The organism is Streptomyces roseus, from assembly GCF_001044425.1.
Classification (GTDB): domain Bacteria; phylum Actinomycetota; class Actinomycetes; order Streptomycetales; family Streptomycetaceae; genus Streptomyces; species Streptomyces roseus.
In genome coordinates this window covers 1-12,393 of sequence record NZ_LFML01000008.1, presented here as the reverse complement: position 1 = coordinate 12,393, position 12,393 = coordinate 1, and the positions used below count along the sequence as shown (strand labels likewise).

The 12,393-nt window shown below is 72.8% G+C and carries 10 protein-coding genes; 3 read left to right on the top strand and 7 right to left on the bottom strand.

What is annotated here, in order from left to right:
• Positions 1 to 44 precede the first annotated feature (44 nt).
• Positions 45 to 1,052: a tetratricopeptide repeat protein gene (locus ACS04_RS01900; RefSeq protein ID WP_078864351.1), complete on the bottom strand. Its 1,008-nt coding sequence runs from the start codon at positions 1,050 to 1,052 to the stop codon at positions 45 to 47.
• Between the two features lie 242 nt (positions 1,053 to 1,294).
• On the opposite strand from ACS04_RS01900, the gene ACS04_RS01895 reads away from it, so the two are divergent.
• Positions 1,295 to 1,921 (top strand): TetR/AcrR family transcriptional regulator, encoded by a 627-nt coding sequence (locus tag ACS04_RS01895; protein WP_048474756.1) that lies wholly within the window; start codon positions 1,295 to 1,297, stop codon positions 1,919 to 1,921.
• 60 nt (positions 1,922 to 1,981) lie between these two features.
• On the opposite strand, the gene icmA is transcribed toward ACS04_RS01895, so the two are convergent.
• The 4 genes from icmA to ACS04_RS01875 all read right to left on the bottom strand — a co-directional run bounded on the left by icmA (position 1,982) and on the right by ACS04_RS01875 (position 5,950).
• Positions 1,982 to 3,682: a coenzyme B12-dependent isobutyryl-CoA mutase large subunit gene (gene icmA, locus ACS04_RS01890; protein ID WP_030153820.1), complete on the bottom strand. Its 1,701-nt coding sequence runs from the start codon at positions 3,680 to 3,682 to the stop codon at positions 1,982 to 1,984.
• Between the two features lie 86 nt (positions 3,683 to 3,768).
• Positions 3,769 to 4,098, bottom strand: a complete 330-nt coding sequence (locus tag ACS04_RS01885; RefSeq protein ID WP_048474691.1) for a DUF3817 domain-containing protein — start codon at positions 4,096 to 4,098, stop codon at positions 3,769 to 3,771.
• 60 nt (positions 4,099 to 4,158) lie between these two features.
• Complete coding sequence (locus ACS04_RS01880; RefSeq protein WP_048474690.1) at positions 4,159 to 4,665, bottom strand: MarR family winged helix-turn-helix transcriptional regulator; 507 nt, start codon at positions 4,663 to 4,665, stop codon at positions 4,159 to 4,161.
• Between the two features lie 43 nt (positions 4,666 to 4,708).
• Entirely contained in the window at positions 4,709 to 5,950 is a 1,242-nt protein-coding gene (locus ACS04_RS01875) for an MFS transporter (RefSeq protein ID WP_048474689.1), read from the bottom strand.
• Positions 5,951 to 6,079: 129 nt separating this feature from the next.
• On the opposite strand from ACS04_RS01875, the gene ACS04_RS01870 reads away from it, so the two are divergent.
• Positions 6,080 to 7,114 (top strand): ArsR/SmtB family transcription factor, encoded by a 1,035-nt coding sequence (locus tag ACS04_RS01870; protein ID WP_048474688.1) that lies wholly within the window; start codon positions 6,080 to 6,082, stop codon positions 7,112 to 7,114.
• 62 nt (positions 7,115 to 7,176) lie between these two features.
• Complete coding sequence (locus tag ACS04_RS01865; RefSeq protein ID WP_048474687.1) at positions 7,177 to 8,199, top strand: glycoside hydrolase family 6 protein; 1,023 nt, start codon at positions 7,177 to 7,179, stop codon at positions 8,197 to 8,199.
• 20 nt (positions 8,200 to 8,219) lie between these two features.
• Here ACS04_RS01865 and glxA read toward each other — a convergent pair whose 3' ends face one another.
• Both glxA and ACS04_RS01855 read right to left on the bottom strand, forming a co-directional pair.
• Positions 8,220 to 10,259 carry a radical copper oxidase GlxA gene (glxA, locus tag ACS04_RS01860; RefSeq protein WP_078864350.1) on the bottom strand — a complete coding sequence of 680 codons (2,040 nt, stop codon included), beginning with the start codon at positions 10,257 to 10,259 and terminating at the stop codon, positions 8,220 to 8,222.
• 3 nt (positions 10,260 to 10,262) lie between these two features.
• Positions 10,263 to 12,098 carry a glycosyltransferase family 2 protein gene (locus ACS04_RS01855; protein WP_078864349.1) on the bottom strand — a complete coding sequence of 612 codons (1,836 nt, stop codon included), beginning with the start codon at positions 12,096 to 12,098 and terminating at the stop codon, positions 10,263 to 10,265.
• Between the last annotated feature and the right edge of the window lie 295 nt (positions 12,099 to 12,393).

The following is a 12,393-nucleotide window of genomic DNA, read 5'->3' as shown; positions in this document are numbered from 1 at the left end:
CTGTTTATCTACGTGTCAACAAATCGTCGGGTGGGGGCCCGGGGCTAGAAGAGCACCCGCGCGAGCGCCGTACGGGCCGCCGCCACCCGCGGGTCATCGGCCCCGATGACCTCGAAAAGCTCCAGCAGCCGGACCCGCGCCGCGTCCCGGTCCGCGCCCGCCGTCACCCGCACCGTGTCCACGAGGCGCCCGAAGGCGTCCTCCACGTGACCGCCGGCCAGGTCCAGGTCCGCCGCGGCGATCTGGGCCGCCGTGTCCTTCGGGTCCTCGGCCGCCGCGGTGCGCACGGCCTGCGGGTTCATGTCCTTGACCCGGGCGAGCAGCTCGGCCTGGGCCAGGCCCAGCTTGGCCTCGGTGTTGGCCGGGTCGTCGGCCAGTACGTTCTTGTACGCCTGCACCGCTCCGCCGAGGTCCCCGGCGTCCAGCGCGTCGACGGCCGCTTCGAGCAGCGCGTCGTACGGGCCCGCCGGGGCCTCGTGCGCACCGTCGGCCGGGGCGCCCGCGGGGACGCCTCCGGCGTTCGGGTCCACCTCGATGCCGATGATCCCGAAGCGCTCCTCGGCGACCTGCACCAGCTGGGCGAGGGTCGCGCGGATCTCCTGCTCGGGTGCCACGCCCTGGAACAGCGGGAGCACCTGGCCGGCGACCACGGCGAACACGGCGGGAATGCCCTGGATGCCGAACTGCTGCATGAGCATCTGGTTGGAGTCGACGTCGACCTTGGCCAGCAGGAGGCGGCCGTTCGCCTCGACCGTCAGGCGCTCCAAGAGCGGGCTGAGCTGCTTGCAGGGCTCGCACCACTCGGCCCAGAAGTCCAGGATGACCGGGACCTCGGCGGAGAGCTGGAGGACGTCGCGTTCGAAGCCGGCCTCGTCGACGTCGATCACGAGCGCGGACGGCGGCACGGCGCCGGCGGACGCGGGCGCGCCGCCCTGGGCGGCCTGCCGGGCTGCTTCGGCGCGGGCCTGCTCGGCCTTCGCCTTGGCCTCGCCGGCCGCCTTCACCGCGGCGAGGTCGACGACGCCGCTCATGGACATGTTTCTGGGCTGCATGCGTACATCCTCCCCCGTGTGCGCGCGCCGACGAAAAAGATCGGCCGAAATGCCTTCTTGAGTACCCTCGGTGGTGCGGTGTTGGCGCCGGGTCCCCACCTGGCGCCGGTAGCTCTTCGCGTGGTCGTCGCTCTTACGCTACGAGCCGTAGCGTAACTCCCCGCGCCCCTGCGCGCCCCGTGATCTGAACCACAGCATTTCGGGGCCCGCCGCCTTGGCTACCGACGGGTATGGTCTCGGCCATGCGCAACGCCAGCCCCCCGACCGGACGCACCGGCCGCCCCCGCAGCGCCGCCGCGGACGCCGCGATCCTCGCCGCGACGCGCGACGCGCTGGTCGAGCTGGGCTGGTCGAAGCTGACGATGGGGGACGTCTCCACCCGGGCCGGGGTCGCCAAGACCACCCTCTACCGCCGCTGGGCGGGCAAGAACGAGCTGGTCGTGGACGCCGTCGCGGAACTCTTCGACTCCCTCGAACTGCCGGACCGCGGCTCCCTCGAAGCCGACATAGAGGACGTGGTCCTGCAGTTCGCGGCGCTGCTGCGGCGGCCGGAGGCCCGTACGGCCCTGATGGCGGTCGTCGCCGAGTCCACCCGCGACGAGGCCCTGCGCGACCGGATCCGGTCGGCGATCGTGGACCGGCAGAAACGTCTCGTCGTACTGGGTCGCGAACGGGCCCAGGCCCGCGGCGAACTTCCGTACGAGGAGGACGAGGAACTCGCCTGCCGCACCACCGACCTGATCTTCGACGTGATCGCGGGCACGGTCGTGCACCGGGCCCTGGTCAGCTCCGAGCCGGTGGACGAGCTCTGGGTGGCCACCTTCACGGCCCTCCTGATGCACGGCCTCCAGGGCCCCGCCCCCGCCTGACACGCCGGAGGCCGGTCGCGGGCCCCTCAGGGCGCCGCGACCGGCCTCCGGGCCGGCGGTTCAGAAGCCCGGCGGTTCCGTGTACGTGCCCCACTCGTCCCGCAGCACGTTGCAGATCTCCCCGAGCGTGGCCTCGGCGCGCACCGCGTCCAGCATCGCCGGGATCATGTTCGACCCGTCGCGGGCCGCGGCCAGCATCGCGTCCAGCGAGGACTTGACCTTCGCGTCGTCGCGCCGCGCCTTGCGGGCCGCCAGGTGCTCCACCTGTACGCGCTCCACCTCGTGGCTGACGCGCAGGATCTCCAGGTCCCCGGTCACCGACCCGTGGTGCACGTTGACGCCGACGACCCGCTTGTCGCCCTTCTCCAGGGAGCGCTGGTACTGGAAGGCCGACTCGGCGATCTCCCCGGTGAACCAGCCGTCCTCGATGCCGCGCAGGATGCCCGAGGTGATCGGTCCGATCGGGTGCTGCCCGTCCGGGTGGGCGCGCAGTCCGCGCTCCTTGATCTGGTCGAAGATCTTCTCGGCGTCCGCCTCGATGCGGTCGGTGAGCTGCTCCACGTACCAGGAACCGCCCAGCGGGTCGGCCACGTTGGCCACGCCGGTCTCCTCCATCAGCACCTGCTGCGTGCGCAGGGCGATCTCGGCGGCCTGCTCGCTGGGGAGCGCGAGGGTCTCGTCGAGGGCGTTGGTGTGCAGCGAGTTGGTGCCGCCGAGGACGGCCGCGAGGGCCTCGACCGCCGTGCGGACGACGTTGTTGTACGGCTGCTGGGCGGTCAGCGAGACGCCGGCCGTCTGGGTGTGGAAGCGCAGCCACATCGACTTCTCGCTTTGCGCCCCGTACACCTCCTTCATCCAGCGGGCCCAGATCCGGCGGGCGGCGCGGAACTTGGCGATCTCCTCGAAGAAGTCGAGGTGCGCGTCGAAGAAGAAGGAGAGGCCGGAGGCGAAGTGGTCCACGTCAAGACCGCGGGACAGGCCGAGCTCCACGTAGCCGAAACCGTCGGCGAGGGTGTACGCGAGCTCCTGCGCGGCCGTCGCCCCGGCCTCGCGGATGTGGTAGCCGGAGACGGACAGCGGCTTGTACGCGGGGATGCCCTTGGCGCAGTACTCCATGAGGTCGCCGATGAGGCGCAGGTGCGGCTCGGGTTCGAAGAGCCACTCCTTCTGGGCGATGTACTCCTTGAAGATGTCCGTCTGGAGGGTGCCGTTGAGCACGGCCGGGTCCACGCCCTGGCGTTCGGCGGCGACCAGGTACATGCAGAAGGCGGGCACGGCCGGGCCCGAGATCGTCATCGAGGTGGTCACGTCGCCCAGCGGGATGTCCTGGAACAGGACCTCCATGTCGGCGGCGGAGTCTATGGCGACCCCGCAGTGGCCGACCTCGCCGAGCGAGCGCGGGTCGTCGGAGTCGCGGCCCATGAGGGTCGGCATGTCGAAGGCCACGGAGAGTCCGCCGCCGCCGGCGGCCAGGATCATCTTGTAGCGCTCGTTGGTCTGCTCCGCGTTGCCGAAGCCGGCGAACTGGCGGATGGTCCAGGTCCGGCCGCGGTACCCGGTGGCGTGCAGGCCGCGGGTGTACGGGTACTCCCCCGGCCAGCCGATGCGCTCGAATCCCTCGTACGCGTCGCCGGGGCGGGGCCCGTAGACGGGATCGACGTCATCCCCGGAGAGCGTGGTGAAATCGGCCTCGCGCTTGCGGGCCTTGTCGTAACGGGCCTGCCAGCGGCGGCGGCCCTCCTCGATGGCGTCAGCGTCCATACCCATGAATTTACTAGGACGTCCTAGTAAATGTCGATGGGAAACCCCGGGGAGTATCCCCGGGGCAGCCGGACGCGGGCCGCGCTCTAGGCGTCGGCGGGCGCCAGGGCGCCCTCGACCAGCGGCTCGATCTCGGCGCGGACCTTGCGCTCCACGAAGAAGGCGGCCAGCGGGATCGTGCCGGAGACCAGCACCCACAGCAGCTTCGGGAACGGCCAGCGGGCCTTGGACCCGAGGTCGAAGGCGAACACCAGGTAGATCATGAACAGCACGCCGTGCACCTGCGAGACCGCGAGGGTCAGGTCGGCGCCGGTGTCGAAGCCGTACTTGAAAACCATGCAGGTGCAGAGGATCAACAGCATGACCGCGGTCAGGTAGGCCATGACCCGGTAGCGGGTCAGCACGCTCTTCTTCATGCCGATGAGCCTAACCGTCCGTTTTGCTCGATCTTGACGGGGGCCCGGCGGGCGCCCGCGCTACTCCTCGAAGTCCGCGGCGGCGATCCGCAGGGGGCGCAGGAGCGCGAAGATCTCCTGGCATTCCTCGGCGTCGTAGGCGCGCAGCCCGAAGTCGACGGCCATCAGGTCCTTGGTCGCCGCTTCGACCACCTCGCGGCCCTTGTCCGTGATGGACGCGAGCGTGCCGCGGCCGTCGTTCGGGTTGGGCCGCTTGGCCACGAGCCCGGAGCGCACCAGCCGGTCCACCGTGTTCGTCACCGAGGTCGGGTGGACCATCAGCCGCTCGCCGATCTTCGACATCGGCAGCTCACCGGCCTTGGAGAAGGTGAGCAGCACCAGCGCCTCGTACCGCGCGAAGGTCAGACCGTACGGCTTGACCACCGCGTCGACCTCGCCGAGCAGGATCTGGTGCGCGCGCATGATCGAGGTGATGGCGGCCATCGAGGGCACCGGCCCCCAGCGGCGCTGCCAGAGCTCGTCGGCGCGGGCGATGGGGTCGAAGGGGAGGCTGAGCGGCTTGGACACGCACCCGACCCTACCGGGCGGTCATTTGGCGGCGGGCCCCGTCTCATTCTTCGGTCGGCATCCGCGGCCGGTCCTCCCGCGGTCCCGCGGAGCGCAGTTCGGCGAGGAGCAGCAGGACCACCGCGGTACCGAGCACGCCCGCGCCCGCGACGACCACGTGCACCGGCAGGAACTCGGCGGCCAGCCCGGCCAGGGCCATGCCGATGCCCTGGAGGGTCATCAGCCCGGTGCTCAGCAGGGTCATCGCCCGGCCTCGCAGCGCGTCGGGGACGGCCTCGACGTACCACTGGTCGAGGCCGAGGGTGTACGCGTGCGCCAGCCCGGCGAGCAGCAGGACCGCGAGCACCGCCGCCGTCCCGGGCCGGAAGGCGTACGCGAGCAGCGGCAGCAGCCCGGCGGCCGCGAGCGGGACCACGAGCCGGGAGCGGGCCCGCGGGCCCAGCACCGAGCCGGCCCACAGTTCACCCGCGATGGTGCCGATGGGCAGCGCGCACATCATCACTCCCAGGGCGGCGGTGCCGGCGCCGATGCCGTCCGCGTACGGGACGAGCAGCGCCTCGGGGGCGATGACGAAGACGGGCGGCAGCCAGAGCAGCAGGGTCAGGGCGCGCAGCCGGCGGTCGCCGAGGACGGCCCGGGCCCCGGCGAGCGGGGAGGTGCGGCCGGCGGCGGCGCGGGCGGGGCGGGAGCGGGTGCCGAAGCGCAGCAGCAGGGCCGAGCAGAGGAATCCGGCTGCGGTCAGCGCGATGGCGGCGCGCGGTGCGAGGACGGTGAGCAGCAGCCCGCCGAGGCCGAAGCCGATGAGCTGGGCGCTCTGGGCCACCATGCGCATGAGGGAGCGGCCGAGGACGTAGACGTCGCCGGGGCCGAGGATGTCGGCCAGGGAGGCGTTGCGCGTGCCCTGGAACAGCGGGGCGACGAAGGCCATGGCGCACCGCAGGGCGAGCAGCCCGGCGACGGGGGTGACGGGCAGCACCATGGCCGCCGCGCAGGCGGCGCACAGGAGATCGCAGCCGACGAGGACCCGGCGGGCGGGCCGGCGGTCGGCGATCCCGGCGAGCAGGGTGCCGCCGAGGGCGTACGGGAGGAAGCCGAGCGCGAAGGTGAGCGCGCTCATCAGGGGGGAGCCGGTGGTGCGGAAGACGAGGACGGTGAGGGCGATCTCGGCGACGACCACGCCGAGGACGGACAGCAGGTGTGCGGCGAACACGGTCCGGAACTCCCGGACCCGGAACACGCCCCGGTATCCGCCGGGGGCCGGGGCCTCGTTGACGGTGATGGACATGGGGCGAGCGTGCGGGGCTACCGTGGGAGGACGGCAGTGATTCGTCCTGCGCCGAATCACCCTGCGCCGGATTACCGGTGCGCCGGATCACCTCAGGCCTGACACCCGCCCCACACCCCCCGGAGGGACATGGCGTTCCACTTCCGGTTCGGAGCCGGGGACCTGCTCCGCTGCCGGTTCTCCCTCTCGCCCCGCTGGGAGACCCAGGAAGCGGTACGGACCCTGCTGCGGCCGGCCCGCCAGCAGTACCACCTGCCCTGGCTGCGCCGCATCGGCGCCGCCGCCGACGGCCTCGACCTGCGCCCCCTGTGGCTCCTGATGCCGCAGACCGGCCACAACCCCGACTTCCTGAGCCCGCCCCCGCTCGGTCCCGCCGTCACCTTCGACGAGGAGCTGGCCCGGGTCCGCTCGGCGGCGGCCGCCGCCGATCCGGAGGCCGTGCGGGAGGATCTGCGGCGCGCCCTCGTCTGCACGCCCGGCGCCGCCGAGAGCGACCTCGGGCGGCGGATGCTCGCCGATCCGGTGCGCGCCGTAGGGGAGCTGGCCGACCTCTACGAGCAGGCCTGGGCGGCGCTGATCGCCCCGCACTGGCCCCGGCTGCGGTCCCTCCTGGAGGCCGACATCGTGTTCCACTCGCGGCGGCTCGCCGCGGGCGGCCTGGAGGCGCTCTTCGACGGTCTGCACCCGGATCTGCGCTGGTCGGACGGGACGCTCACCATCGACCGCCCCACCCGACACGACCGCTCCCTCGACGGGCAGGGCCTGCTCCTGATGCCGAGCGCGTTCGTGTGGCCGGAGGTGGTCGGCGGCTACGACCCGCCCTGGCAGCCGACGCTGGTGTACCCGGCCCGCGGCGTCGGCGCGCTGTGGACGGCTTCGGCGGGTCCGACCCCGCGGGCGCTGGCGCGGCTGCTGGGCCGGGGCCGGGCCGATGTGCTGTGCGCGCTCGACGAGCCGGCTTCCACCACGGCGCTGGCCCACCGGCTGGGCCTGGCACCGGCCACGGTCTCGGCGCACCTGAAGGCCCTGCACGGCGCGGGCCTGCTGATCTCCGCCCGGCACGGGCACCGGATCCTGTACGAGCGCACCCCGCTCGCCATCGCCCTGGCGACGGGCGGGTCCGCCCCGGACGCAGGCAGGTCCGGTGTCGCAGAACCGGGGTGATTGACCGTCATGTCACGATGTGCCGGTCGTGATCCCGCGTGCCGACCCTTCGAGGAACCCGGATGCCAGGCCGCCCCCGCCCCAGATCCCTCGCCGCCGCGCTCGGCGTCGCGCTGCTGATCGCCGCGGCCCCCGGCTGCGGGAGCGAGGAGCCCGCCCCCGCACGCGCGCCCGCCGAGGCCGCGCCGGCGGAGGCCGCACCCGCCGGATCCCCGTACTGGGTGGACCCGGGCAGCGACGCGGCCCGGCAGGTCGCCGCCTGGGAGGCGCAGGGCCGCCACGCCGAGGCGCAGGCGCTGCGCCGGATCTCGGAACGGCCCATGGCCCTGTGGGGGCCGGGCGACGACCCGGGTCCCGCGATCCGCCGGGCCGCGAAGGGCGCCAGGGCGGCGGGCCGGGTCCTCCTCCTCGCCGCGTACAACATCCCCCACCGCGACTGCGGCCTGCACTCGGCGGGCGGGGCCGCGGACGCCACCGCGTACCGCAACTGGATCGGCGCCTTCGCCGACGCCGTGGGCGATGCCAGGGCGGTGGTGGTCCTGGAACCGGACGCCGTTCCGCACATCGTGGACGGCTGCACCCGGGCCGCCCACCACGAGGAGCGCTTCCGGCTGCTCTCGGAGGCCGTCACCCGGCTGAAGAGGAACCGGAACACCAAGGTCTACCTGGACGCCGGCCATCCGGCCTGGATCCCGGACCCGATGAAGCTGGTCGAGCCCCTCTTCAAGGCCGGGCTCGGGCAGGCCGACGGCTTCTCCCTCAACGTCTCCAACTTCCAGCCCGACGCGGCCGGCCGGGAGTACGGCGCCCGGATCTCCGCGGCCGCCCACGGCAAGCACTTCGTCCTCGACACCAGCCGCAACGGGCTGGGGCCGCTCCCGGGCGGCGGCCACGAGTCCTGGTGCAATCCGCCGGGCCGCGCCCTCGGCATCGCGCCCACCGACCGGACGGGCGACCCGCTCGTCGACGCGTACCTGTGGATCAAACGGCCCGGGGAGTCCGACGGGCCCTGCCGCGGCGGCCCGGCGGCGGGCCGCTGGTGGCCGCAGTACGCACTGGGGCTGGCGAGCCGCGCCGCGCGGTAGCCGCCCCGTCCGCGCCCCCGCTACGAGTCCGGCCCCGGCTCCTGACCCGGCGGCCGCCCCTGATCCTGCTCCTGCTCCTGCTCCTGACCTGGCCGCCGCTCCGGCCCGGGCACCCGGATCCACCGGGCCTGCGAGGGCGTGCCCTCCGCATCCGTCGCGAACAGCATGTACCAGCCCGGCGGCACCAGCGACGGGTCCTTCGGCACGTCGACCGTCACCGATCCGCTCCCGCGCGTCAGCCCGAGCTCGATCGAGCGCTGCTCCACGTCCGTGGTGTGCGTGACCGCGCTCGGCCGCATCAGGCGGGCCCGCCGGATCCGCTCCGGGTGCGCCGTCGCGAAGGTGGCCCGGCCGTCCGGTCCCACCTCGGCGGGCCCGGCGCCCAAGGCCGGCCGCAGCGCCGGGTCGCGGTACAGGTAGGGCGGCGAGTACACCTCCAGCCGGTGCTCGAACGTGCCGAGCCGGGTGTTGTCCTTGTCCGCGAACAGCGGGTCGGAGCCGAAGGTCGCGATCCGCCCGTCGGGCAGCAGCAGTGCCTCGGAGTGGTAGTTGCGGCCCACCGCCGGATCGGCGGCGGCCACGAAGGAGTCGGTGCGCGGGTGGTAGAACTGCGCCTTGTGCACGTCGCTGGCGCCGCGGCCCCGGTAGTCGCGGGAGCCGCCGGTGGTGAACACGGAGTCGTCCGGCAGCAGCACGCTGCTCAGGTACCGGGTGCCCTGCGGCAGCCGCGCGGAGGAACGGAAGACGGGGTTGTCCTCCTTGAGGTCCACGATCGCCGTCCGGCTCGACGACAGCTTCGACTCGCCGACCCCGCCGCCGCCCAGCACCATCACCCGCTGGTCCTGGGCGGGCGGCAGCAGGACCGAGGAGGAGGTCTCCAGCCGGTCGGGGTCCGCCAGCCCCGCCACCTTCGTGAACGTGTTGGCCGCCGGGTCCCACACGCCGGGCTCGCGCCCCTTGTCCGCCGGGCCGTAGCCCGCGTTGGACCCGGTGTAGAGCAGCTTGCCGCCCCGCACGAGGAAGAGCGCGGGGTAGGTCGGGAAGTAGCGGAAGGGGCCGCGGGTCCACTTCTTCGTCCTCGGGTCGTAGTACTCGTTGTCGCCGGGGACCACGTCGCCCACGTCGTTGAGCCCGGAGACCGCGAGGACCCGCCCGTCCTGGAGGGCCACCAGCGTCGGGTACCAGCGGGCGTCCTTCATCGGGTCGACGGGTACGTACTTCTCGGCCCGCGGGTCGAACTCGTACGCCGATCTGATGCCCTGGAAGTCCTGCTTCTCGACGCTGAGGCGCTCCGCGAGCCCGTAGACGTTGTCGGCGTCCTTCCCCTCGAGGCCGAGGACGCGGTATTGCGCGGCCTCGGTGGTCAGTCCCGCGGCGCCCGTCTTGACCGCCTCGACGAAGACCCGCGCCTCGGAGGCGACCACCTTGCTCTGCCAGGGCTTCAGGTGTCCCTTCCTCCCGTACGTGATCTCGAACTCGCGCTTGGCCTTCGGCACGGTGACGTCGAACTTCGACACGTACTCCACTCCGGACGGGGACCGGAACCGGGTGCCCTTCTTGAGCCGGGCCACCTTGTCGGGGCTCTCGTTCTTGACCCGCATGCCGCCGCCCGCGCGGGTCACCTTGCCGTCGAGGACCTCGTACCGGGCGGTGCCGCCGGCCACCAGCAGGCGCCCGTCCGGCAGTTGGCTGTGACCGGAGCAGAAGAAGTCCTCGGGGGTCGGGATCTTCTTGAAACTGTCGTCCCGCGGGTCCCACAGGACGGTGTCGAAGGTGCCCTTGTCGAACTTCTTCTGGTTGTTGCCGGAGCCCGCGATCAGCAGCACCTTGCCGGTGTGCAGCAGGGCCGCGTGCATCGCGTTGATCCGGTACTCCTCGGGGAGGCGGACCTGCGCCCACGAGCCGTACTGGATCTTGTAGCTGGACTGCCCGATCTTGTACGCGTGGTAGCGCTCCTGCGCGAAGGAGAGCGCGGCGGGGGCGTTGAGCGCGGCCAGCAGCACCACGGCCCCGGTGCCCAGCACGGTGTTCTTGAACTGCTTCGAAGGCCGCTGGGCCATGGGTCAGTTCCCTCCCGTCGGCGTGGCGAACGCCGGCTCCGACTCCTCGCCCGGCCCGTGGCCGAGCCCGAGGACCGGGGATCCGGCGGCCCGGGCGTGGGCGGCGGTCCGGGCGGAGGCTGCGGTCCGGGCACGGGCGGCGGTCCGGGCGCGGCGCCCGCGCAGCAGGGTCCCCGTCCACACCATCACCGGCGCGAGGGCGATGAGCAGGGCGAGCACCGCCCAGGTGCGCATGGCGGCGTGCGTGTGGCCGAGGCGGACCGAGGCCGCGAGGGAGAGGACCAGGACGGCGGCCCAGCCGAGGTGGATCCGGAAGGTCGCGGGCCGGTCGGGGCTGGCGCCGCCGCCCTTGGGGGTGACGACGAAGGCGCCCCGGGTGCGCAGCAGGGCCGAGGTCAGCGAGGCGAGGTAGACGGGGGCGCAGATGGCGGACATCGCCATGCCGGCCAGGCCGCCGGAGCCGTCGGGCTCGTGGGGCGAGACGTTGTGCCGGCGGTTCCACAGGTACAGCCCCACCTGGAGGGCGGCGGCGTCGGTGTAGAGCATGAGCCAGACCTCGGAGGAGACCTGGGTGCCGGAGGCGCCGAACCACAGGAACAGGACGCAGCTGAGGACGCCGAGGAACCAGTTGACGGCCGTCATCGGGTAGTAGACGAGCATCAGCGTGTAGTTGAGGGCCCGCCCCGGGGGCATCCGGAAGAGGCCTTTCCAGTACTGCCGCAGGAGGGTCTCGTAGGTCCCCCGCGACCAGCGCAGCTGCTGCGTGAAGAAGTCGGTCCACGAGGCCGGTCCCTCGCCGACGGCGAGCACGTCGGGGGTGTAGACGGACCTCCAGAAGCGGCCGGTGGCCGGATTGCGCCGGCGGTGCAGCTCGAAGCCGGTGGCCATGTCCTCGGTGAGGGAGTCGCAGAGCCCGCCGATCTGCCGCAGGGCGCTGATCCGCACGGCGTTGTTGGTGCCGACGAACATGGGGGCGCCGTAGCGGTTGCCGGCGCGCTGGATGAGCGCGTGGAAGAGGTACTGCTGGGATTCGGCGGCCTTGGTGACGGCGCCGGTGTAGTTGCCGTACACCTGCGGGCCGACGACGAAGGCGATGTCCGGGTCGCGGAAGTAGCCGAGCATCCGCTCCAGGAAGTTCGGCAGCGGGACGTGGTCGGTGTCGACGGAGGCGAGGAACTCGTAGTCGTCGCCGTGCGCGGCCAGCCAGGCGTTGTAGTTGCCGTGCTTGGTCCGCTCCCGGTGGGGGCCCTCGCGGGTGTTCCAGCCGGCGACGCCCTTGCGGGTGAAGTGCCGTACGCCGAGTTCCGCGCACAGGGCCCGGACCTCGGGGTCGTCCCCCTCGTCGAGCAGCCATACGTCGAGCGGGCCGTCGTGGCGCAGGGCGACGGCTCCCAGCAGGGTGGCCCGCACCATGGCGAGCGGCTCTTTGCCGGGGACGCAGGTGGTCAGGAAGGCGACCTTGGTGCCGGGTTCGGGCGGCACCGGTACGGGATCGCGCGCGACCATCGTGGCGTGGGCCACCGACAGGACGTTGACCAGCATGAAGAGCATGATCAGCGCGATGGATCCGAGCATCACGGCGTCGAGGTGGACCAGCCAGCGCTCGCCGCCCTCGCGGACGGTCCGGTGCGTGGGCCACAGGAGGTAGAGCAGCAGTCCGGCCGCGGCGAGGGGGGCCAGGGCCATCAGGAGGACGGCGCGTATTCGGGTGCCGAGCTGCTCGCGCGCCAACAGGGAGCGGTAGCCCACCCGGTAGGGGGCGGCGGCGGTGCGGTCCGGCTCCGCGAACGGGCCGGCGAGCCGGCTGTGGGTCTCGTAGTCGAAGCCTTCCGGCCGCACGGCCCCTCCAGCGCTCGAAGCCCAGGTTTGTCATCACCACGAAAGTTGACAAACCTGGACATGTCGAACGGGACTCGGCCGAACGGGGGGTTGCGCGGGCCCGCCTGTCGGACAGGGCCGTCCGGGTGGCGGGAGCCGGGAGCGGACCGGGGCCGGGGAGCGGACCAGGCCCGGGCTGCGCTCGCGCGAGGTCAGGACCGCGCCCGACTAGGCGGTGTCCTGGCGATCACGAGCGGAGCCAGATGACGAGCGCGGCTGCGGTAACGGTTCCGAGGTAGACGTAGCCGCGCTTGTC